Origin of the sequence: Euzebya rosea (assembly GCF_003073135.1) — a bacterium.
In the GTDB taxonomy this organism is placed as follows: domain Bacteria; phylum Actinomycetota; class Nitriliruptoria; order Euzebyales; family Euzebyaceae; genus Euzebya; species Euzebya rosea.
In genome coordinates, this window is sequence record NZ_PGDQ01000005.1 from 157862 (window position 1) to 180636 (window position 22775).

Annotated in this window: 17 protein-coding genes; 5 read left to right on the forward strand and 12 right to left on the reverse strand. The window is 65.8% G+C overall.

Features of this window, described 5'->3' with window-relative positions; genetic code table 11:
* Positions 1-164: 164 nt before the first annotated feature.
* Positions 165-1451: a glycosyltransferase family 4 protein gene (locus tag CUC05_RS07905; protein WP_170127951.1), complete on the forward strand. Its 1287-nt coding sequence runs from the start codon at positions 165-167 to the stop codon at positions 1449-1451.
* A 224-nt stretch (positions 1452-1675) separates the two neighbouring features.
* On the forward strand, positions 1676-3241 hold the full coding sequence (locus CUC05_RS07915; protein ID WP_157965339.1) for a glycosyltransferase family 2 protein: 1566 nt from the start codon (positions 1676-1678) through the stop codon (positions 3239-3241).
* On the opposite strand, the gene CUC05_RS07920 is transcribed toward CUC05_RS07915, so the two are convergent.
* The gene (locus CUC05_RS07920; RefSeq protein WP_108665546.1) at positions 3231-4280 is read right to left on the reverse strand and encodes a glycosyltransferase; all 1050 of its coding nucleotides are present in this window, start codon (positions 4278-4280) and stop codon (positions 3231-3233) included. The genes CUC05_RS07915 and CUC05_RS07920 overlap by 11 nt on opposite strands.
* The gene (locus tag CUC05_RS07925; RefSeq protein ID WP_157965340.1) at positions 4273-5115 is read right to left on the reverse strand and encodes a class I SAM-dependent methyltransferase; all 843 of its coding nucleotides are present in this window, start codon (positions 5113-5115) and stop codon (positions 4273-4275) included. The genes CUC05_RS07920 and CUC05_RS07925 overlap by 8 nt, the downstream gene beginning before the upstream one ends.
* Before the next feature lie 127 nt (positions 5116-5242).
* Between CUC05_RS07925 and CUC05_RS07930 the strand changes: the two genes are divergently transcribed.
* A complete protein-coding gene (locus CUC05_RS07930) occupies positions 5243-6211 on the forward strand; it encodes a class I SAM-dependent methyltransferase (protein ID WP_108665548.1) in 969 nt (322 codons plus the stop codon).
* Between the two features lies 1 nt (position 6212).
* Here CUC05_RS07930 and CUC05_RS07935 read toward each other — a convergent pair whose 3' ends face one another.
* From CUC05_RS07935 to CUC05_RS24575, 3 genes are all read right to left on the reverse strand, one after another.
* A complete protein-coding gene (locus CUC05_RS07935) occupies positions 6213-7052 on the reverse strand; it encodes a hypothetical protein (RefSeq protein ID WP_157965341.1) in 840 nt (279 codons plus the stop codon).
* A gap of 302 nt (positions 7053-7354) precedes the next feature.
* Positions 7355-8755, reverse strand: a complete 1401-nt coding sequence (locus tag CUC05_RS07940; RefSeq protein WP_108665550.1) for an MBOAT family O-acyltransferase — start codon at positions 8753-8755, stop codon at positions 7355-7357.
* A complete protein-coding gene (locus tag CUC05_RS24575; RefSeq protein WP_157965342.1) occupies positions 8752-9747 on the reverse strand; it encodes a hypothetical protein in 996 nt (331 codons plus the stop codon). The genes CUC05_RS07940 and CUC05_RS24575 overlap by 4 nt, the downstream gene beginning before the upstream one ends.
* 118 nt (positions 9748-9865) lie before the next feature.
* Here CUC05_RS24575 and CUC05_RS07945 point away from each other — a divergent pair, with 118 nt between their 5' ends.
* A complete protein-coding gene (locus CUC05_RS07945; RefSeq protein ID WP_157965343.1) occupies positions 9866-11152 on the forward strand; it encodes a sulfotransferase in 1287 nt (428 codons plus the stop codon).
* A gap of 10 nt (positions 11153-11162) precedes the next feature.
* Positions 11163-12395, forward strand: coding sequence for an FkbM family methyltransferase (locus tag CUC05_RS07950; protein ID WP_108665552.1), 1233 nt, complete (start codon positions 11163-11165; stop codon positions 12393-12395).
* Here the strand turns inward: CUC05_RS07950 and CUC05_RS07955 are convergent.
* From CUC05_RS07955 to CUC05_RS07985, 7 genes are all read right to left on the reverse strand, one after another.
* Entirely contained in the window at positions 12392-14443 is a 2052-nt protein-coding gene (locus tag CUC05_RS07955; RefSeq protein WP_157965344.1) for a sulfotransferase, read from the reverse strand. The genes CUC05_RS07950 and CUC05_RS07955 overlap by 4 nt on opposite strands.
* Before the next feature lie 5 nt (positions 14444-14448).
* The gene (locus CUC05_RS07960) at positions 14449-16917 is read right to left on the reverse strand and encodes a glycosyltransferase (protein ID WP_170127952.1); all 2469 of its coding nucleotides are present in this window, start codon (positions 16915-16917) and stop codon (positions 14449-14451) included.
* Entirely contained in the window at positions 16914-17510 is a 597-nt protein-coding gene (locus tag CUC05_RS07965) for a putative capsular polysaccharide synthesis family protein (protein WP_157965346.1), read from the reverse strand. The genes CUC05_RS07960 and CUC05_RS07965 overlap by 4 nt, the downstream gene beginning before the upstream one ends.
* A gap of 260 nt (positions 17511-17770) precedes the next feature.
* Entirely contained in the window at positions 17771-18526 is a 756-nt protein-coding gene (locus tag CUC05_RS07970; protein ID WP_240606219.1) for an ABC transporter ATP-binding protein, read from the reverse strand.
* Entirely contained in the window at positions 18519-19385 is an 867-nt protein-coding gene (locus tag CUC05_RS07975) for an ABC transporter permease (RefSeq protein WP_157965347.1), read from the reverse strand. Before CUC05_RS07975 ends, CUC05_RS07970 begins: the two co-directional genes overlap by 8 nt.
* A 96-nt stretch (positions 19386-19481) precedes the next feature.
* On the reverse strand, positions 19482-20609 hold the full coding sequence (locus tag CUC05_RS07980) for an MraY family glycosyltransferase (protein WP_157965348.1): 1128 nt from the start codon (positions 20607-20609) through the stop codon (positions 19482-19484).
* Between the two features lie 307 nt (positions 20610-20916).
* Positions 20917-22740: a DUF6851 domain-containing protein gene (locus tag CUC05_RS07985; protein WP_108665559.1), complete on the reverse strand. Its 1824-nt coding sequence runs from the start codon at positions 22738-22740 to the stop codon at positions 20917-20919.
* Positions 22741-22775: the final 35 nt, after the last annotated feature.

Below are 22775 nucleotides of genomic sequence, written 5' to 3' on the forward strand. Positions count from 1 at the left end.
TGAGAGGACGCCGCCTGCCCTTCAGTACTGCTGTGAAAGCTGATCGAAACGAAGGTCACGTGCCTTGCCGGTCGGAGGGAGGGCTGTTTGGCAACCCTATACTGCGCCGAAGAGCGGGGCCCAGCACGCGGGTCGGGCCCGAAGTCGGCGGAGAAGGCGCGGTCGTGTCCACCACAGTCCTGTACGTGTGTCATAACCATCCCGAGCTGCGTCCGGGGGGTGCGGAGGCCTACGCGCTCGAGCTGTACAAGGCGATGCGAGAGCAGGATGACGTGGCCCCCATCTTCCTCGCGCGCGGTGGCCCGCCGCTCGCGCGAAGCGGACGCATCCATCCGGATCGACAGATCGGGCCCGCTGGAGACGACGACGGTCAGTACTACTTCTACGGTGAGGGCTACCGCTTCGACGACTTCATCGGGTCGATGTCGGACAAGCGCTTCTACTCCGAGCACTTCAGGAGATTCCTCCAAGCAACGACGCCGGACGTCGTCCACTTCCAGCACACCTGGATGCTTGGCTTCGACATGATCCGTGAGGTTCGTCGGACTCTCCCGGACGCGGTCATCCTCTACACCTTGCACGAGTTCCTGCCCATCTGCTACCGCAACGGTCAGATGGTGCGGACGTTCGACGACTCGAATTGCTCCGAGGCCTCGCCTCGGCGGTGTCACGAGTGTTTCCCGCACATCAAGCCGCAGGAGTTCTTCCTGCGCAAGAACCTGATCCTGAGCCATTTGTCGCTCGTCGATCGGTTCATCGCCCCAAGCCGGTTCCTGAGGGACCGCTATGTCCAGTGGGGCCTGTCCGAGGAGCGGGTTGTCGTCGAGGACTACGGACGGTCAAAGCCCCGCGCGGTGGCGAATACGCACAACCGATCCGCCCGGAACCGCATCGGATTCTTCGGCCAACTCACTGAGTTCAAGGGGGCTGACGTCCTTCTCGAGGCCATGCTGCACCTGGAGGAGGACCCCGACCTGCTGCCTCGCGAGGCTGCCATGCCCCAGCTCAGGGTCCACGGCGCAAATCTGGACCTGCAGAGGAAGGAGTACCGCGAGAAGGTCGAGGATCTCTGCGAACGGACCTCCGAGACGGTCAGGATGATGGGCCGCTACTCGCACGACAGCTTGCCCGCGCTCATGGAGCAGGTGGACTGGGTAGTCGTCCCGTCGGTCTGGTGGGAGAACTCACCGCTCGTCATCCAAGAAGCGTTCATCCATGGACGCCCCGTTATCTGTAGCAACATCGGTGGCATGGCCGAAAAGGTCACCGATGGTGTGGACGGGCTGCACTTCGCGGTCGGTGACCCCCTGGACCTTGCTCGTGTGCTGGCTCGCGCGGTCAGCACGGAAGGCCTTTGGGATCAGCTGCACGCGGCCATCCCCGGGATCTACGACATGACGACCCACGTGAAGGTTCTGGCCGAGATGTATCAGGAGCTGATGGCCGAGTGACAACTGTGGATCCCCGAATTGGCCAGTCAGCTGGTGAAGCGCGAGTCGTTGCCCACGCACCCTTCGCGGGTGGGTTGGAGCTGCTGCTGTTGGCGGACGTGAGCGTGAGTGGTCACGCGGAGGTGACCGGGGCTGGCAGCGTGAGTCCTGCAACGTGCATCCGCCTGCCGGGAGGCGACGGGCATCCCTCTGGAACCCTAGTGGCCGCTGCCAAGGTCGTACGCGTGGACGAGGTCTCCGAGCTTGCCGTCCGAGGCCGAAAGGCCGTCGTTCTCGTGCAGGGTGAACGACAGGAGTTGACACTCGAAGAACTGCTCGAGGACTACCTCTCGGTCGAGGACATGAAGTGGCGCGACCGGCTGCTCGAGTTCTTGGTCGAAGCCGTCACGGAATTGCAGGAACGTCCGGGCGCCGCAGCAGCCACTGACCTGCGCGTCGCTCGGCTTCACCTGCGCACTCCCCTCACCAAGGTCAACGCCAAGGATCATGCCGCCCCACAGGCGGGGTACGCCGACATGTTCGTCGCGATCAGCCCGCACCAGTTCTGGGTGCAGGGGTGGCTCGTCGATCGTGAGTCACCAATCCAGACGATCTTCGGGGTGTCCCCGGAGGGCGAGCGAGTGGAGCTCGCGAGCCACATGACTCGGCACCGTCGTCCGGATGTTGAGGAGGCCCTCGGCATATCCCCCAACGCGCCGGATCGAACCATCGTTGCGTTCTCGGCGCATGTCACGTGCCAGATCCCCAGCCCGCCCGCGCTTGGCTGGAAGCTGGAATGGGAGAGCGCGAACGGCCACCTGTTCGAAGTGTCGCTTCCAAGCCCCGAGGACGACCGCGGGGCCATACCGAGGGACATCGTCGAGCAGGCGATGGCTCGAGCCCTGGCGGATGACCGGCAGAACCAGATCCTCCTCAGCAGCTTGGGCCACCGGCTCGAGTCCCAGCGGTCGGCGAAAGTCGATCGGACCATCCGGCTAGGGCAGGCACCGGCTCCCCTCTTGGCGACCGCAATCGTGGCCGTTGGAGACCGGCCTGACCTCATCGAGCACCATCTGGCCAATGCCGCTGGTGCCCACGACGAGATCGAGTTCCTCTTCGTGTGCACGGACCCCAGTTCAGCGGGGGACTTCGAGGACCGACTGCATCAGCTCGACGCCTTGTACGACGCGAGCGTGACGGGCGTAATCCTCGACACGGCAGTGACTGGGGCCGTCGGCGCCACGTTGGTAGCAGACCTCGCCGCAGCGGATGTCCTGATCGTGCTTGCTGGGGACGCGATGCCAAGTGAGCACGACTGGTATCGGCGCCTCGCAGCTGTGGTGCAGCGTCCCGGAACGGGGGCGGCGGGTCCCGTCACGCTCTACGAGGACGACTCCATCAGGGAAGCGGGATTGACCGTTCGCGCGCGGGAGGATGGCCGACTGGAGGTCTTGTCCTTGCTTCGTGGTTTCCATCGCGACTTCATGGGCGCCGCGTCCCCGGGGTGGCAGGGGCTGCCTTCCACTTGCATGGCCATGACGAAGGACACGTTCGCATCCGTCGGCGGCTTCTCCCCGAGCTTCGCGACAGCGGCAGCTGCTGGTGTTGACATGTCGTTCCGCGTGCGAGAACTGGGACTCGACGTTGTCCTGTGCGATGACGTGCACGTCTACTCCCTCGGCTTGCTGCCCGACCCCTTCGCTGATGACCCGTTCGCGGTCATGCACGATTCCCAGGCACTGGCGGATCGTCACAGCGCCCGAGCTCGGGCGGTCGTCGAGGGTGGGCACGAGGTCTCGGTCAGCTCGTAGAAGACCTGGCTCGGACTGCCTCGAAGAGTCGGACTGTACGGTCTGCGATCCGTTCCCAGTCCTGTCCTGCAAGGTTCGGTACGCCAGTGGGCGGATCGCGTTCGATCGACCGAAGCGCGCGCCGCAATGAGTCGGGGGTCAGGGGGGTCGGCACCGTCCGAACCCATCCCTGTCCGACCGTGTGGGCGAGCTCCAGCATCCCGGGGTCATCGCTGGTGATGACCGGGCGCCGTGCGGCCAGCGCCTGGAGGACGCTTCCACTGTGCCAGACTCGGCGATAGGGGAGCACCACGACGTCGGATGCCAGAAGGCGCGTGCGTAGCTCCTCTGCGCTCAGCTGATGCAGCTCCAGCCGCACGTCCACTTGGCCGTGAACGGCCTGCGACAGCACGTTCGCCAGCTCCGGCGGGCGAACCCGCCCCGCCACCAGGACAACTGCGTCGGCGTCCAGTCCCTGAACAGCATCGATGAGGTCAACGGTCCCCTTGTACTCGCGCAGGTGACCGAAGTGCAGGAGAAGCCTTCGATCGACGTCGACGCCCATGTCGGTCCTGGCCGCCTGCTTGTCCCCCACTATGGGTTCGTAGGCGCCGTGTCCAACCACGGTGCTCGGAATGTGCTGAAGACGCGGATAGCGCCTCTGTGCCTCCTGCAGCGCTGACTCGGACAACGAGATGACACCCGCGACCGATCGAGTCCAGACCAGGTACAGAACGCGTTCCAGAACGGGGTGCCAACGCTCGTGGGACCCGACGTTGTGCACTGTCCACACCACCGGGATGCGTCGGAGCCTGCACACCGTGATGAGGACGAGGAACTCCACCAGCTTCACCGTTGCTGCCGCTGTCTTCCGCGGGCCCACTGCTAGTTCGGGCCAGTGCACGTGAAGGATGTCGACAGGATGCCTCAGCAGTGCCCGCCAGGACCACCCCTCGTAGCGGACACCTGCCGCCCGCAAGGCCTTGGCGAGTAGTCCGAGGTAGGCGTTGGCTTCCTCGATGTGCGGGTGGGCGAGGACGAACACGGCGGACCTAGTCATCCGCCGCCGCTGGATACATCCTCTTGGTCTCCAGAACGGTCGGCGCCGCGACTGACTCGATTGGCTCCAGCAGTCCGGGGCGACGAGAGGCCAGCACGCGAATCCGCCCGTAGCCGTCGCGTGCAGTGTTGGTCTCGGCGAACCAATGGGCCACCTTGATGTCGACGAAGCCGAGCCAGCGCAGGATGCTTTCCAGCACTCGGGGGCCGGTCGGGAACCACGCCAGGCCGTGGACACCAGACATCAGCATCTCGGTGCTCTCCTTGGTGACGGCCAGCATGCCGTCGGGAAGGTCGACGCGACACGCCGTGTCGAGGAACAGGAGCTCTCGTGTCCGGTCCGCAGCGATCTTCAGTCCCGCCACAGGATCCGGCAAGTGGTAGAAGATGCCTTGGAACATCGTTATGTCGGCAGGTCCCACGGGTGGGCTGACCTTCTCCAAGCCGAGTAGGTCGGATACCTCGAAACGGATGCCATCGACAGGTCCTTTTCGGTGCTGCAGGAGGAACCGGGCCTGCTCGATCCAGTGTTCGCGGACGTCGAACCCAGTGCAGCTCGACGCCCCGAGCTCCCTCGCCCAGAAGCTGTAGGCGCCACAGTTGCACGCACACTCGAGGAACGAACGTCCCTCCAGGCCGTCCGGATAGATGCGGTGCATCAGGGACTTCCAGTGGCGTTCCGGTCGAAGGAAGGACACACGCGCTTCGGCGTCCTCCGACGACAGGTGGTCGAGATAGACCGCGGTGCTGAGGTCCTCGGTGAGACGCACATCAAGATGCCACGGCCCGAGGGCCACGATCTTGTCGACGAGCCCTTCATGGTTTGGCTGGCTCACGGTCACTCCCAAAGTCCGATGCGGCACGGGCGGCAAGTCTCTCACCAACCGCGATCGTCCTCGACGTCTGCGCTTGGCCTACTGTCTAGGCTCCTCCAACGAACTAGACGCACCCGAAGGACTACCAGTGGCCGACGACGCGGCAAACCCGGCCCCCACGAGCCAGGACGTACACCGCATCATCACGAACCGGATGCGGAACGGACGTCCGGCGCGGTGGGAGGACGACATCTCCCGCAACGGGCTGGAGACGGAGCCGTTTCGGAACGGTGAGCCGCCTTCGACCTTCTCTACCGCCGCGGTCAGGGGCCACCCTGTGTGGGCCGAGGCTGCGGATCTCGATCCGGGCCTCGGTCTCGACGCGACCCTAAGCCGAGACACTGCTCCGATTCCGCCTTCGGATGACCGGGAGGGCTACCGGCCGGGCGACGACGTCGCCTTCTGGATCAAGGGCCTCGTTGACTACCTGAAGGTCAGGGCGGCCATCGAGCGACACGGTGTCACTGCCCGGAGCATCCTCGACTTCGGATGCGCGAGCGGGCGGGTGCTGCGGCACTACGCCTTTCAAGGCGAGTACGACGTCGTCTGGGGCTCGGATCTCAATCACCGGCACGTCCGATGGCTTGCCGAGCACATGCCTGGCCACGTACGTCCAATCGGAAACCACGCGCTGCCAGCGCTGCCGCTGCGCGATGCGTCGGTGGACGTGCTCACGGCATTCAGCGTCTTCACGCACATCGATGTCTTCGAGCTCCACTGGTTGGCCGAGCTCGCCAGGGTTCTTCGCGACGGCGGCTTGGCATACGTGACGGTCCACGACGAGTCGACCTGGGACATGCTCACCACCGACCATCCCCTTGCGGGTCGTCAGAGGCAGCGCCTGAAGGACGCCGACGCCGACTTGGCCAACAGGGTTGGGGGGCCACTGCCCCCGGGGCGGTCGGTTGCCCGGTTCACCGAGCGAGGTCCCTATCGTGCACAGGCCTTCCACTCCAGCAGCTACATCGAGCAGGTCTGGGGCCGCTACTTCGAGATCGCCGAGGTCCTACCGTTGCACCACAACCTGCAGACTGTCTTGTGTCTGCGCCCCCGGTAAGTCAGCGGGACTTCTGGAGTTCGTCCAGACGCGTTCTCAACCTTCGAGCTCTGAGGGTGGCCTCCCCGGCGGCGTGCAAGGACAGGCCCAGTGCCACCGCGGTGAGTTCTGGAGCTACCGTCGCCTGCCCTGATGTGACCTCTGCAGGGAGTGGGGGCAGGTCACGGTCGCGAAGACGTTCGGGCTCAGTGAGACGACCCAACGGACCGAACTCGGACAGCTTCGCCCATTCTTCCCTAAAGGTCGCCGTCATGGCGCTGCGCCGCTCATCATCCAGCAACCGGTAGCTGGGCGCCATCTCGTCGAGACCGGCGGCAATTGCCTGCACGCCTTGGTGCAATGCGCCTGGATGATGCATGGCCGTAGGCGTTCCGGGAGCGCACTGCACGGCTTGTCGGACGACCTCCAGTGCGGCGACTGGAAGACTCGGATTGGCGTTCTTGGAGGGTATGCGCCACTCGGCAGCCTGCGGGGCGTGCGGGATGTTCAGCACCGTGCGCAGGAACTGCTCGGTTGCGTCGCCGTCTGGTGCCGAGTCGCGGACATAAGGGAGCGCCGTGACCCGTACCGGGACGTCCAGGCCCAACCAAGGTCGTAGTGCGCCGGTCAGGCGGTCCGCGGACCAGTCGGATGCCTGCCCGTCGGCGAACCATTCATCGACCGGGCGTGTCTCCTCACCCGACTTGATGCGTTGTGCGTACAGCGACTCCAGCCAGTGGACAGGGTGACGGATGACCACCACGACGTCCATGGAGAACCCGGCCGCTGTCAGCACCCGGCTCAGCACCGGGACCACTACTCGTGCAATGGCAGGAACTGACAGGTACTCGGTGCTGAGCACGGGAGTCGAATCCTCATCTATGCGTCCCAACTCGTCGCCAAGACGACTTGCGATCGAGTGGGTCGGCTCTTGTGCAAGCAACGTCGCGAGCGCATGGTGGCCGGTAAGTCCGCGGAGTCCCGTCAGGCAGTAGTGGATTCGGTGCTGGGACCTGAGGAGTTTGCGGTTGGCGTTCAGACAGTCCTGAACCGCGGTTGACCCGGACTTGGTGGCACCAATGTGCACGACAGCGTGCTGACCCGGGGGTCGAGAGCGTGTCGGCAACTCGTCTTGAGTTCTTGCGCTTCCCACAGTCTTGTTCCCTAGAACTGAAAGTAGATGAACTGAACAGATGAGGTGCCAGAGAATGCGAGGATGAGTGCGGAGGCGAGGCCGACGATCAGGCCGGTGCGAGCAGGCGCCCGTAAGGCGAGTGCCGGCACGTGAGAAACCCTGCTCTCGCTCAGATCGATGGCAACTGTCAACAATGCAGCCGCTGACACCAGCGCGACTTCCTCGAACACGATGGGTCCGCCGCGGCCCAAGGACTGGAGCACGCCCATTGTATCGCTAAATGATTCGGCTCTGAAGGGGATCCACAACAGGGTAACAACTGCAAACGTGCTCATAGCAGCGATCGCTTGACCTGCTCTAGATGTCCGACGTGGGCGGACCATAATGCGAGCTACCCGAACAACTGCCAACCAAACCCCGTGGGCCGCGCCCCATGCGACGAAAGTCCAAGCTGCTCCATGCCACAGGCCTCCGAGGCACATAGTGATCATGAGGTTGCGCATAGTTCTCCACAGCCCTCCGCGGTTGCCCCCCAACGGAATGTACAGATAATCGCGGAGCCATTGCGAAAGCGTTATGTGCCAGCGGTCCCAGAACTCCGAGGGGCCCTTGCTCGCGTAGGGGCGGCGGAAGTTCTGGCTAAGGTTTATGCCAAGGAACTTCGCCGAACCGCGGGCCATATCGGTGTATCCCGAGAAATCACCGTAGATCTGTAGGGAAAACGCGAGGACGGCGCTTACACCCATGCTCCAGCTTGCTTCGGCGGGACTATCGAAGGTGCGCTGAACGATCGGAGCCATGGTGTCCGCGATCACCACCTTTCGGAGGAGGCCGCGCCCGAAAAGCCATAACCCGTCCAATACGTCGTCCTGGCCGAGCCGCGACGGACTCTGACGAAGCTGCGGGATGAGCGTCGAGCTACGTTCGATCGGTCCTGCAACCAACTGTGGGAAGAACGCCACGTACGCAGCGAACAGGTCGAGGCGTTCGATCGCACTTTGGGTTCGCTTGTAAACATCGATAGTGTACGACAGCGTTTGGAAGGTATAGAAACTTATGCCCACCGGGAGAATGATCTGCAATGTGCTGGCGTCGGGTTGGAGTCCAAAGGTCTCCATCAGGGAGGCGAAGCTCTCCCTGAAGAAGTTGAAGTACTTGAAGGTTCCAAGAAGGCCAAGGTTCGTGGTCAGGCTCACGAACAGAAGGGTGCGACGTCGCCGATGCGAAGTTGCTCGCTGCATTCTTCGTGCGACGGTGAAGTCGACCAATGTGCTAGCAATGATAAGGGCGATGAACCGCGGGTCCCACACTGCATAGAATGCGTAGGAGAGAAGTGTGAGGACGATAAGTCGCAGGCGTTCGGGTACGTGCCGGTAAACCACCACGGCGAAGGGCAGCGACAAGACATAGCCAAGCGAGTTGAAGGTCATGCGCGGACGCCTAGTCGGTTGAATTCTTCGAGGAGTTGTGAGGTGGCACGATCTCGGCCCTCACTGTTCACGTGGTAGAGGTCCGCATAGTTGGATGGGGGGTAATCAGGGAAGTCGCTATCCGCCAACTCAGCACCTGCTGCTAATGCGGCGGTCACTGCAGCTTCGGTCGCCAGGGACCCTGTATCCACGCCGTCGACTATGTAGTTGGCCAGCAGGTCGGGGTGTCTAGAGAGTCGGGTGACAATTACTCGCTTTCCCTCCTCGCTTAGCCTCGCGACGAGGGAAACCAAGTGTTCTTGCTGGTGTCTGGAATCGAGGGGCCGAATGTTGGAGGGCGGTTCGGCGTCGTTTGTGCCCTCCAGAGAACCGAAGTCGCCCCATGGTCGTTGTTCCGTGATGGCGACTCGAACCGGGTCCTGAGATCCCCACCAGGTACTGGGTGCGCGAAGGACTCGGCGTCTGCGCCACGCCTCCGATACCGTCCCGAAGGCGAAGTCCAAGCGGCCGATGATGTCCTGCCTGCCGGCGGGGAGATCGGTGTATCCAGGATTTGCTTGACCTGGCTCCAGGAGGACGGTAGAGATTTCCAGCACGACGATGTCGGGGTTCAGTGGCTGCACGTGGTCGGTCCACCACAGGTTGAGGTCGCTGTACCTGCTTCCGGGAAGGGCCGCCACATATGGCCGTAGCCCGGTGGAGCGCGCGATGAGGGCACCGTCCCAAGCTCGCCCTGTCATCGACGATCCAAGGAAAACGATGTCGGCTCCTCCGTCTTGAACGACGGATTCCATGAGTGCAAGGTGCGCATCCATGCGCTCGTGGTAGGAGAGCGCGGGCAGGGGCAATGCTGAGCTCGACAGGCGGACCAACGCCTCGATGGCAAACAAGACGGAGAGCGCGGCGGCTACAAGGACGACAAGGGGCCGTTTGACACGATCTGGACCTGCGGCCGCGCGGTCTCGCTTGCGCTTGACTGTGGACGTACGCACGCCGACGGACTGTAGCCGACGCCCGTGGCCATCGATGTCTGCGGGCCGCTCCGTCTTGGACGGAACCTGGGCGCAGCCCATCAAGGTCTCGGGAGGCAGCCTGTTACCCTGCGCTTTCATGGAGACATCTGCGGCGACCGGCGGGGCGTATGTAGAGATCGATCGGTCCGACCCTCGGATCTTCAGCGCATACGTCGGGGAGCGGAGCAACGACGCAGCGTGGTCCAGCAACGTCCTGAGCTTGGTGGGACACGTCCGCCCGGCTGCCGGCCCGCCTCGTGCCGTGTGGCTGCAGGCGGATCGGAAGGTTCTGGGCCGGACCGAGACCTTCGAAGCGCGTCCGCATCTCGAGGCGCACGGCGACGAACCAGTTGGCTTCGCGTTCGCGAGCACTCTCCTTGCGACGGGGACTCATCCGGAGATCGAGGTGATGGTCGAGGCAGGCGATGGCAGCACGTTCCGGTTCGCCACGATCAGCACGAACAGACGGCTGGTGGCCGATGGCCTCGTCCAGCCCGACCTGCAGCCGCTCCTGATGACGACGACCGGGCGCTCGGGATCGACCTGGCTCACCCGCGTGCTGGCCGCCCATCCGGCGCTGACCTGCTACAACCCCTTCGGGAACGATCTCCGACTGGCCAGCTACTGGGCGCAGACTGCGAGGTCCCTCAGCCGACCTGCCGCAAGCATGGCACCTATCGTCGGGGGTGAGGTCAACTCGAGCCCGCTCTGGTGGGCCGGGAGCGACCACGATCTGGCCGCTGACCTCATCAAGGAGGAAACGGTCCGCCACGAGTTGTTCGACGACCAGGTGTCCGCCTTGTGCCAGCTCGGAGTCGACCGAACGGCGGCCTTCTACCGGGCCTACACGGACGGTCGCGGCGATGTGACTCACTTCGTGGAGAAGGCACGCGGGGTCCACGATCGCCTCCTTGTACAGGAGCTCTTCAAGGACGTTAGGGACTTCGTGCTCATCCGGGACCCTCGGGACGTGTTCGCCTCCATCCTCGCGTTCAACGCAAAGCGCGGCGTGCACGAGTTCGGGGCGCGTGCCGAGGACACCCCTCTTGAGTTCTTCCAGAGGTGGAAGGGGAACATCACCGTGATCGCCGACCACCTGTCGCTCTTTCCGGACACGCCAGTGGTCCGGTACGAGGACTTGGTGGCGACACCTCACGACTCCGTCGAGGGCCTGCTGCGTAGCCTGCACCTGGACGCCGGCGATGATCTCGTTGACAAGCTCGTGGAGGCTGGGGACGGCGACTCTCGCGCCTCGGCCCACCGGACGACCCCGACCAGGGAGGCCTCCGTTCGGCGGTGGGAGCAGCATCTCACCGTTGACGTGGTCCAAGCGGCCTCCGCGGAGCTCCGTGACGAACTGGATCTCTTCGGCTACGAGGACTGAGGTTCGCTCGGTGACGGAGCTCGTCCAGGTCCGAACTGCCGGGGGGACCATCGTTGCTCCGGCGGGTCTCCTGCAACCGGTGCATCGATACGCGCTTCTGGCCGAGACGTACGAGCGAGACGAGATCTTCCTGTCGGAGGTGGTCCTCGAGAACGGTCCCGGGAACGTCGTCGAACTGGGGTCCGGTCTGGGAATGGTGGCGCGCCGTGTGGGTGCGTCGGCAACGCACGTCACGGCTGTCGAAGCCAACCCGGTGCTGATCCCGTCCATACGACGCAATCTCGAAGCGTTTGACCACGTTGACATTCTCCACGTGGCTGCAGTGCCGGATGGGACCGAAGCCAGGGGTTGGGTGCTTGGGGCCGACGAGAGCTTCCTGTCCAAGGGCGTAACCAGCCAGGCCACCGCAGGTTCGGTACCCACGCGCTCCATCGACGAGCTGGTGGGCGACGGCTGTGATCTGTTGGTCATGGACGTTGAGGGGATGGAACGAGAGCTCGTTGCTTCTCCCGCCCTGAACCGAGTCCATGCTGTCGTGCTGGAGCTGCACCCCGAGGTCATCGGGATCGATGGCTGCCGCGCGGTGATGGCGGCGCTCGAGGAGCACGGGCTGCGGCCCGACCCTGTCGCGGCAGGGGGCCACTGTGCAACCTTCGTTCGAGGGCGACAGCAAGCGGACCCGAGGTGGAGCCTGAACGTCTTGCGAGGAGCTGTGGCGGTGGGAAAGGGGGAGTTCATCGAGGCGGCGGAGTTGTTCGAGCGGGCGATCAAGGACGCTCCCGGTGCGGACCTGCTGCACATCCATCTGCTCGAGGCCCTCGTCCGGGGCCGGCGACTCGACGATGCAGCATCGCTGTTGGATCGCTGGGACCCCCCGCCACGACTCGAGGTCTTCGCACTCCGGGCGGCGGTCGACGCTGGTCTGATGGGTTCCGAATGTGCGGCCGTCGAGGAAAACCTGCTACGGCTGCAAGCCCTGCGCCCCGGGAACCCGCTGGACTCGATCCGCTGGGCGCGCTATCGCCATCAGAAAAAGGACCACGTCCTCGCGGTGGAAGCTGCGCAGTCCGTTGTCAGCCTCGTTCCGGAACTACCGCAGGCGCACTTCGTGCTCGGTCAGGTGTTGATGGGCGCCCGCGAGCAGGGACGAGCGCTCGCGTCGTTCGTTGAGGCCGTTCGGCTGGCGCCCGACAACGAGGCGTATCGAACACGCCTGGAATGGGTTCGCGAGCGATTCGGCTAGCTGGGCTCAGCCGCGCTGTCGATGTCGTCAAGCAACCGTTGGATGTCGTCGGCTGTGTCCTTCAGGTCCTCTGGCGCGATCTCGTGCTGCCACCTGCCGATCGATCCCGTGTCCGAGGACGTGGCATGGACATCACGCAACAAGGTGTCCTGCAGGGCCTGCTTGGCTGCCGACGCCGCCGCTGCGGCTGGGTCGGCGAGATCCAGATGGCTGAACACCCTTTGCGCAGAGTGTTGCGGGTGACGGACGACGTCCTCGTAGCGAAGGAGCATTCGACGGTCCTCTGTCCAGCGTTCGGTATAGCTCTCCAGGGTCCGACGCGTTCGGTCCGTCCACATCCTGAGGAGATGCGCAGGACCCTCTGCGTTCGCGGCACCGAAGTCTGCACGCCCCCGCTTGGCGTTGAAGGCGAGGATCGAGCACACCAGATCTCGCGGGTCGCGAAGGATGAGCAGTTCCCGGGTCGAGGGAAAGATCCGACGTGCCAGTTCGACCAGGGGTCCCCGACAGAACTTCTCCATCATCAACGTGGCCGTGGCATCGGCGTTGCTGCGGTAGGTCGTCTCCGCGATCGAGTGGACTGCCCGGACCGCGACGTCGAGGACGGAACCGGCGACCTCGAACGGCAACCCGTGGTCGTGTGTCGCGTATGGGTTCGAGCCCGTCCAGCGACGCGCCGCGATGAGGTCGTGCGGGGTGGTGGAATCCCGACGGTCTGCCGGGGCGGTGATCACGTCGAGTGTGTGGAGCCAGTACACGAGGTGGCGCGTCTCGAAGGGATAGCGGTCGATCGCTGCGATGGCGGGGTGGGTACCCAACAAGCGCATGAGGAACGTCGTCCCACTCCGTGGCGTGCCGTTGACGAACACGGGTGCCAGTGCCCCTCTCGGCGGGGCTGGGAGCTCCACCTGGATCTCTCCGGAGACCCATCCGACCGTCGCGTGCTCGCTGCCCTGAAGGACGCGAACCTCGACGCGAGCGTCGGACGGCAGCGTGAGGGCCGACACTTCTGCGTGGAAGCGTCCGTTGGACTGGATGGGTACGGTCCGCATCACGCGGGTCCCGTCCAGAACGCGAACGACCCCCTCCGTCGACGGGAGATCCCCACTGATGACGAGGATGTGGCCACGAAAGGTCGCGTCCAGACGTACACCCGGGTAGCGGGCGGCAGCGTTCGGCGCCAACGTCGGCGTGGCCGGCGCGGTACCGAACAGGACTCGCCGAGGAGGTGACCCGATTGTGGGGGGACTGGAGGCCGGACCGGCATCGTTCACGGACCCCGCGTCTGCAGGGAACGGGTCGTCCACCGTGAAGAACCCTGCCCAGCGGGTTCCGGCGAACCGCTCGGCGAGCGCCGAGAAGTTCCGTATGGACCGGTGCAGCGGCGTGCGGCTCAACTGCCGCGTCGTGACGGACAACGACGTCGGGGCGACGCCGAGGAACGACTGGATGTCGCGGAGGGCCGTCGACACGTCTGCGGTGAGTGCCTCGTAGGTCAAGTCGAGGACCGGGTGCTGCTCGAACTCCTCCTCGAAGTGCGTCTCCCAGTCAACGCTCCTGCGGAACGCCTCTTCGAGAGCGTCCCCATCCAGTGTCACCACGGGATCCGGTGGAAGCTGGCCCTTGCCCTGCACGTTGAAGACGCCCGTGACGTTCACGGCCTTGTACTCGCTCAGGTACCTCGCCAGGAGGTTCTCGCGGCGTAGCCTCACGACCTTGATCGACGTGTCCTCGACGATTCGAGCCCGCACATCGGCCCATCGCGGTTGGGTCAGCTCTTCGTACTTGAACTTCAGGCCAACCGCCTCGTGCGTCCCTGCGGCGAAGACCACGTCGTCCAGGAACGAGATCGGACGGTCGTCCCGCCAACGCCGCAACACGCTGTCCAACGGGGGGTTCACGCGGTGATCGACGCCGTAGAGGTGCAGGTACTCGTCGTCGCCGAAGACCTCTCCATGCATCGCCACATCGGGATGACGTCGAAGGCTGGTGTTGACCAGGGTGCTGCCGGTCCGGGCGAAGCCGGTGATGAGGAATCGAGTGGGCACGGAGGTCAGCTTCCTGACGATCGGAGATCGAGTGCGAGGTCCAGGGTGTCGGTGACGCCCTCGAGGATCTTTGCGGGAGCACATTCGGATCTGACGGCGTCAGTGGCCGCGCGACGGCGAGCCTCGTAGAGATCCCGCTCCTCGATGAGACGTGTACAGGCCTCGACCCACTCCTTGGGGTCGTCGGCAACCTCCACCGCGTCGGTCCAGCTCTTCCCCAACTGCGTCGCGATCAGTGGGGTCACCACCATCGGGCGATGGTGCGCCGCTGCCTCGTGGGCCTTCCAGGGGACGCCGGCGGCGAAGCGAGTGGGGACGACCACGACACTGATGCGCCGGTAGAACTCCTGCACGTCTGCGACGTCGCCGAGCACGTCGAGTCCCGGCACAGTCCGGAGGTCGTCAGCAGCGCTGCGGCTGCCGCGTCCCGCCACTACCAAGCGCTCGCCGGTACGTTCGTGCAGGTCAGGCCACACCCACCGAACGAACCATCGGAGTGCATCGACGTTCGGGGAGCGGTTTCCAGTGAAGCCGGCCAGCATGCCGAACCCGGCCTGTTCGGTGGATCGAATCGGAAGGTCGGACACCTTCAGGGCATGGCCGACCACGGTCGTCACGGGCGGCTGCTCGACCATCCCGGCCAGCGTCGTGGCGTCGCGGGCGCTCACGGCGACGACAACGTCGGCGTCACGCACCGCCTGCCGCTCGATCTCCCGCATGGTGTCCGCCATGGCTGCCGCTGATGCATCACCCAGATGTGCTTGGGCCACGTACCGTTCGTGCATCACGGCCTCCGCGTCGTAGACGACCGCGGCGTCGGTACGGGCGGGGATCTCGCCCAGATCAGCCATGTTGTGGGGGCGGGAGACCCACAGCACGTCCACCTCGCCGGCCCGATGCTCGAGTTCCACGCGAGTGATGTCCACGCCGACGACCAGCAGCTCCACGTCCGGGTGTGCGGTCCGCCACCGGTCGGCAACCTCCTGCGGAGTCGTCCGCCGGTCGGTACAGACCACCGTCACGGTCGCAGCAGCCGTTCGGAGCGCATCGATCACCGCTGCGGCACGGGGAGACCCTGCCCCCAGGGACGGATCCGGGACCCGATCCTCCACGACCAGCACCCTGGGTCGTGCGGAGTGGTGGACGGCCGCAGCCCATGTGCGTTCGTCGAACGGACGGTGGTCGGCGAGTGTCGCAGCATGACGGGCGGCGAACGTCGCCCGGTTCGCCGACATCATCGACCGGGCATCGTCGCTGCCGGAGCTTCCGTACTCGAAGTGCATCACCGGTGCGCCACGGAGGTAGCGGACGCGATGTCCTGCCTCCCAGGCCCGGAGGCACAGGTCGGTGTCCTCGTAGTAGGCGGGGGCGTACCGTTCGTCGAAGCCCCCGAGGGCTTCCCAAAGCGACCGACGGACCACCAGGAACGCGCCCGAGCAGAAGTCGACGTCCCTGTCGACGTGCGTTGCTGCGGAGCCGAGCTGCTGCCCCCGCCCGTAGGGCGCACACGACCCGTCGCGCCACACGATGGAGCCGGCCTCCTGCAGGCGGCCGTCGTAGTTGACGATGGGACCCCCGGCGACACCGATGGACGGGTCCGACAGCGCGGCAGCCGCGGCCTCGATCGCGCCCGGCAGCAGCTGGGCGTCGGAGTTGAGGAGTACCACGACGTCCCCGCTGCTCCGCTCGACCCCTTGGTTGCACGCGAGCAAAAAACCGAGGTTGTCATCGTTGCGCAGCACGGTTGCGCCGTCGAGTCGGTCCAGGAGCGTCTGCGTCAGCGGTTCCGACCCGTTGTCGACAACGATGGTCTCGCTGTCGGCAGGGCCATGCAGTGCGATGCTCTGCAACGCCTGCAGGCAGAGCTCTGGGGAGTTCCAGGTCACCACGACGATGCTCGTCCGTGGCTGATCGACCCGGGGCAGCCGGAGTGACCCGCCAGCGGCAAGCCAGGCGTCCAGGTGTGCCCTGAAGCCTGCGCGAAGCACCGACTTCGGGTCGACGGCGCCGTCTGGTGATCGGTACTGGTCGAGCAGGTCCCGGTCACCCTGCCCCACAACTTGGCTGTCGGCCAAGCGGTTTGCGACACCGGTGACCGGGCCCCCTTGCCGGAGGGCCAGGCGCAGCGCCTCGAGGGTTCGGACCGAGAGGACGTTGCGGACTCCGCGACGACGGATGTAGTCCGCACCCGCCCGTACGGCAAGCTCGCCAGAACCCGGCTGCCGAAGCGTGGCTCGTACTGGCCGCAGCGTTTCCCGGCTCGTGGCATCGCGGAGGTGCACCGTCCCGTCCGTCGGCACCTTGATGAGTCGGCGAACGAGCACGCCCTCGTCGGGCCACGGGAGTGTGTCCAGAAGCACCTCGTCGCCCCCGCGCCGGAGCACCACTTCCACACGGGACAGGCGGACATCGGACAACACGAAGCGGAGGACGTGCGCTCCCCCGGATCGTGCGGTCAGGTCGGCCTCGGTCACAGGGTGTCCCGAGTTGCCCGCCATCTTGCCCACATGTCCGCACGTTCGGCCTCCGTCCAGAAATGGTGGACGAAGTCGGTCTCGAGATACTGACCGATCAGGTCGTCGGACGGGCCGAGGTGGCGACGCGCGAACTGGTACAGGCCGACGTAGGCCTTCTCCCCGGACCGGTTGGCGTTGACGATGTCGATGTCGACGTCCTGGTCGAGGACATCGTCGCAGAGCCACCTCACCGCGTCCGGGAGATGGCGGCTCATGTCCTCGAGGCGGATGATCACCGCTCGCGGCCCGTCGTTGTCCGCCTCGTACCGGCCGAAGCCCAAGCCCTTGGGGAAGGGGCGGTTCCTGACGGTGACGGCGAACGGACGCTCCAGGTGCTGGCCTACCCATTCCCATCCGTCGACGTCGTGGAAGTCGCGCCACAACGAGCGCAGCAGGTCGAGGACCGATGCAGCGTCCGTGTGGCACAAGACGTCCTGGTAGGAGGCTTCTCGCTCCAGCAGGACGGCTGCCGCCCCGTGCCCCGGGTGGTCGCGGTAGCCGTTCAGAAGGCGATGGATGTTCTGGAACGCTGCTGAGAGATGGCGGCCCAACGGTTCACGAACACACGACACGATCCGGAGGTCCGGCCGGTTGCCATCCGCAAGCAAGTCGCTCAACCGCGCTGCGTCTCGGACCGGGCGTGACGGCACCGCGCCGGCTCGCCTCGCAGCCTCTGCCCGACGTCGTGCGGCAAGTGCGTTGGTGGAGTGCAGGTGCAGCAGGGGGGTGCCCGAGCGAAGGTGGTGCTGGAGGGTCTCAACAGCCGTGTTCGACCCGGTCTTGCCCATCGAGACCACGGCGACGACAGGACTCATGTCGCGCCCTCGGACTCGTCGTAGGCGGCGGTGACCTCGTCGGCCGGTCCGTCCATGACGATGCTGCCCTTGTCCAGCCACACGACCCGGTCGCACATGTCCCTGACCTCCTTGGTGCTGTGGCTGACGAGCACCACGGAGCCCGCGCGCTCGGTGATCTCCCGCACTCGGTCCCTGCTGCGGCGGCGGAAGCGGGCGTCGCCTGCAGCCAGCGCCTCGTCGATGAGCAGGATCTCCGGTTCGACGACAGTGGCGATCGAGAAGTTGAGCCGGGCCCGCATTCCGGCGGAGTACGCGCGCATCGGTACGTGGGCGAACTCCTCGAGCCCCGCGTAGGCGATGATCTCCGATGCGCGGTCGAGGGCTTCGGTGCGGCGCATCCCGAGGGCGGTGCAGCCGAGGATCACGTTGCTGTGCCCGCTCAGCTCCTTGTTCAGCGCAGCGCTGATCCCGAGGAGCACAGGGTAGGAAGACGCCAGGACGCGGCCTTCGGTCGGCGTGAGCAGTCCTGCCACGATCGACAGCATCGTGGACTTGCCGCTGCCGTTGCGGCCGATCAGCCCCAGCCGTTGGCCGTGGGGAATCGTGATCGACACACCCTTGAGGGCGTGTACCTCTCGCATGGTGCGACCGCGCTTCCCGCGCAGCAGACGCTGCGCCCGGGCTCGTCTCCCCCCGTCCTCGAAGATCCGGTAGCGCATGTGGACGTCGTCCAGCACCACCACCGGTGGCATGCCAGCGAGATCAGACACTGCTGTAGCTCCGTTCGCGGCCTCGGAAGAAGACGAAGCCGATCACTGTCGCACCGAGTGCGTAGCACATCCCCCATGCCCAGGTCCATGCGTGGAAACGACCATCGATGACCGCGTCGCGATACATGCTCAGGAAGATCCAGATCGGGTTGGCCTCGAAGATGGTGAGGATGGTCCCGCCTGCCTTCTCGGCGAGGAGGTCGGCGGGAAAGACCACGCCGGAGACGTACAGCCACACGCGCAGCAGATGGGGGGCCAGCTGCTGGAGGTCTCGGACGTGGAACGAGGCCCGAGCTGCGATCATCCCGACCCCGAGGTTGAAGAAGGTCTGGATCACTGCCGCGGGGACGATCAGCAGCCACGCCGGGTGCGGCCGCACACCGGTCAGGAGGGCGATGGCGATCATCACGAACAGGCCGGGGATGTGGATGTAGAGCTCTCCGAGGGTCGAGGCGAGGGGTAGGGCAGCCCTGGGGAAGCTCAGCGTCTGCATCAGTGACCGGTTGCTGTACACCGTGTTCAGGCAGCTCGTGATCGACCGCTGGGTGAAGTGGTAGGCGAAGAGGCCCACAACGAGGAAGGCCGGGAAGTTGCCCACGCCACGGCTTGTCTCGAACAGGACGCCGAAGACGAAGTAGAAGACGAGGGAGAAGAAGAGCGGGTTCAGCAGCAGCCACACCACACCAAGTCGCTGGCCGAACAGCTGCCCCTTGAGGTTGGCGGCTGGCAGGCTGACCACGAAGTCGCGCATGTCCCACAGCCGGCGCAGGTACGTGCCGACGCCGAGCTGTGCGTGGATGTCGAACAGCTCGGGGTCGGCCCGGTCGAGGGCCGGCTCGCGGGGGGTTGTCTGCGTCACGTGCTCACTTCTGTCGTTCTCGCCATCGGGGCGCGATGGGCCGACGATCATAGGACGCCACCGGCGTGGCCCAGACCTGCCCTGTCCGTCGGACGGTCACGACCCGTCGGTGCTGGCCATCCCTGCCGTCTGGTGCTCGTGTGCATAGTCGGCGTCGGTCTTCTCCACGGACTGGAGGACGATCTTTCGCTGGATCGAGTTGGAGTACACGGGAACTCGGCCGAGCAGGAACCCGGCTGTCACCAGGACGGCTCCCACCAGTCCGAGCACGAGGTACGCGGTACCGACGTCCAACCGCGACACGATGAGCCCGACCCAGCCAAGCGCAATGGCGACGCCGTACAACGACTTGACCGCGTGCGGCACGGACAGACCGATGAAGACCAAGCGATGCGACAGGTGGTCCCGGCCGCCCGAGAGGGGGTTCCGCCCGTGTCGAAGGCGGGTGATGGTGACGAGGGTCGTGTCAAGGATGGGGAGGCCGAGGACCACGATCGGGACGAACGCCGTGATCTGCCGGGGAGCGTCGAACCGCAGCTTCAGCGCGAGGACCGCCAGTACGAAACCGATGAACAGCGAACCGGCGTCGCCCATGTAGACCCGCGCCGGGTGGAAGTTGTGCCGCAGGAAGCCGATGGCGCATCCGGCCAGCGCGGCCGAGAGGGCGGCGACGAGGAACTGGCCGTTGAAGACGGCGATGACGAACAGGGAGATCGACGCGATCGTGCCGATGCCGGCCGACAGCCCGTCCATGTTGTCCAGCAGGTTGAAGGCGTTGGTGATGCCCGCGACCCAGAGGATCGTGATCGCGATGTCTACCGGACCACCGCTGTCCACGAGTCGGACACTGATGTCGGTGAAGATCAGCAGCCCTGTCGCAGCGGCGACCACGGCGAGCCGAAGGAAGGGACCGAGCCCACGAAGGTCGTCGATCAGCCCCATCAGGCTGAGCAGAACGGCTGTACCGAGGATGACAACGAGCTCGTCGAGGCCGCTGATGGGCGGGCGAAGGATCGCAGCAGCCAGGACCACGGCAGCGAACGACACCACGATGGCGACGCCGCCCAAATAGGGGACCGGGCTCTCCTGCGACTTGTACCCGCCCGGTCTGTCGACGAAGTCTCGCTGGATGGCAACCTTCATCGCGACCGGGACCAGAAGCCACGACAGCATGCCGGCGACCAAGAAGATCGCCGGGTAGGCCCAGGTGACTAGCTCGCCCATGCGTGAAGGACTCCGTCCCGGTCGTCGATGAGTCACGGCTTGCTCGAGGCACGGACGTCCTCGGACCCGCATCCGGTGTGGCCACGTCTGAGAGCATTCTGCCTGCTGCGGCAGGCGAGAACCACCGTGCGTCCGGGCCACCTCGTAGACGGGGTGGGCTTCCGTGTCCAGATTGGGCCCTCACCGTCCCTGCAGGCCGCCCGGATCACCGGCGCGCAGGCTGGCACTTCGGCCCGTCGGGGTGCACGACGGCCTGCGCTGCACCTTCGAGTCGGTTCGGCCCGCCGGCGTCCCCTGACGTGACGGATCAGGCGGTGCCGTCGTAGTACCGCTGCGCCAGGGCCCAGGCGCCCTCGCCGCATTCGGCACCGATCACCCGTCCGGCGAGGTCGTCGGCACGAACGTGGATCCCCCCGTAGAGCCGTGACAAGCCGGCCTGATCGGCGGCGTCGTAGTAGGACGCCCACTGCAGCACGACGTCCTCGGCGGGGCCGGCCTCGAACTCCAGTCCCTCTGCCGGCACCGTCCAGGTGCCGATCCCACCGGGGAACCACGGACTGCCGGTGATGCCGGCCATCACTTCGGCGGCGGCGCGGCTGAACGTGGAGTGGCCCGACACGTACCCAGCGAAGGCCGGTGTGACGAAGGTGGCGCGCTGGTAGGGCACCCAGTCAACAGCGAGGATCCAGTCGACCCCGCCGACGTCGGCCTCCGGGTTGCGGGGGTAAGCGTCCCACGACCGCACCGCGACCTCGCCGATGTGGTCGTCCAGTCGTTCATGGCGTTCGCCCTCGGCGGCGCTCTCGGCAGTCACCACCTCGACCAGGCCGTCCTCCAGTGGCAGTCCGTCCTCGTGGAAGGCCGGCCCGTCCGGGTCACTGGACTGACCGTTGCGCCCCATCCATCGGATCATCGAGATCGGGCGGACGTAGTCGTAGTGGCCCTTTGCTCCCCACGCTGCCACCGCGGCATCGTGGGTGGCCCCGTTCAATGCCAGGTACAGCTTGACGTCCCACTCCAGCCGGTCAACGACCGGTCCGTCGCCGCCGATCCGCAGCTCCCCAAGGTCGTCCGACACGGTATTGGCCAGGGTGTTCCAGTGCCCCGGTGGGGTCTCGGACTCCGGGCCGTCGGCCCAGAACTCCGCGACGACCCGTCCGAAGTCTGCGTGCGGGACCACCTGCGGGTGGTAGGACTCGCCCGTCACCGGGTTGGTGTCGTACCCGTCGCCGTCGTAGGTGCCGAGGGGGTTGTCGCCCATAGCCGCGGGGGAGATGTCGATCGGGTCGGTCTGCTCCGGGTCGAGCAGCGCGGAGTAGCGAATGACCTCGAGCGCCGACTCCCGGAACTCGGCGTCGGTGGCCGGGTCCCCGAAGGACGGTGGCGGCCCGGGATCGATCGGCAGTCCCGCCTCGCCCTCGGGCAGCGCGAATCCCTGGACCGACCCCCAGTGGGAGCCAACGAACGTCTGCTGGTTGTCGGCCAGCGGGATCTGGTTCTGCGTCGCGGCGACCTCGAACGCCAGCGGCTGCCAGCGGTTGGGATCGGCCATCTCGATATTGCGCTCGACCAGGACCAGCGGGTCGTTCACCGGCTGGTAGTCCGGGTCCAGGTAGTCGCCGGCCTCGTTGGCGCCGTCGTCGAGGAACCGCTCGACGACCGCGTCGCCGATCCCCCTGCCGAGCGCGATCGCTGCGTCCGCGCCGGCGTCCACGTGCTCGGGGGAGTGGCACAGCGCCGCCAGGGTGGCGTCGAGCCCTGCCAGGGTCTCCTCCGCACCGACCGCGTCGGCGTACCGATGGGACAGCACGCGATACGCCGCGTGGCTGATCGCGATATCGCGGGCATCGGCGATGCCCTCGGCACCCTCAGCAACGGCCTCGACGTCGAGGACGTATCCAGCAGCGGTGTCGTCGTGGGCCGCCCAGGCATCCCACATGGCCACCGACAGGTGGAAGAGGTTGCGGGCGTGGACCGTGGGTGCGGGGAAGTCGCGACGGATGGCCTCCAGCGCAGCCTCGTTCCAGACCCGTGCGACCGACACGTCGGCTGCGCGGGGTTCCGGGGTGCATCCACCGGTTGCGACGTCGTCCGGTGTGCACGCCACGAGCAGGACGGCAAGCGCCGCCACGGCTGCCAACGTTCTCCCTCCGAACCGCACGGTGG

Coding starts and splice junctions, on each gene's coding strand:
- CUC05_RS07920 (WP_108665546.1), bottom strand. CDS start 4,280: ATGACTAGGTCCGCCGTGTTCGTCCTCGCCCACCCGCACATCGAGGAA.
- CUC05_RS07940 (WP_108665550.1), bottom strand. CDS start 8,755: ATGACCTTCAACTCGCTTGGCTATGTCTTGTCGCTGCCCTTCGCCGTG.
- CUC05_RS07945 (WP_157965343.1), top strand. CDS start 9,866: ATGGAGACATCTGCGGCGACCGGCGGGGCGTATGTAGAGATCGATCGG.
- CUC05_RS07980 (WP_157965348.1), bottom strand. CDS start 20,609: ATGGGCGAGCTAGTCACCTGGGCCTACCCGGCGATCTTCTTGGTCGCC.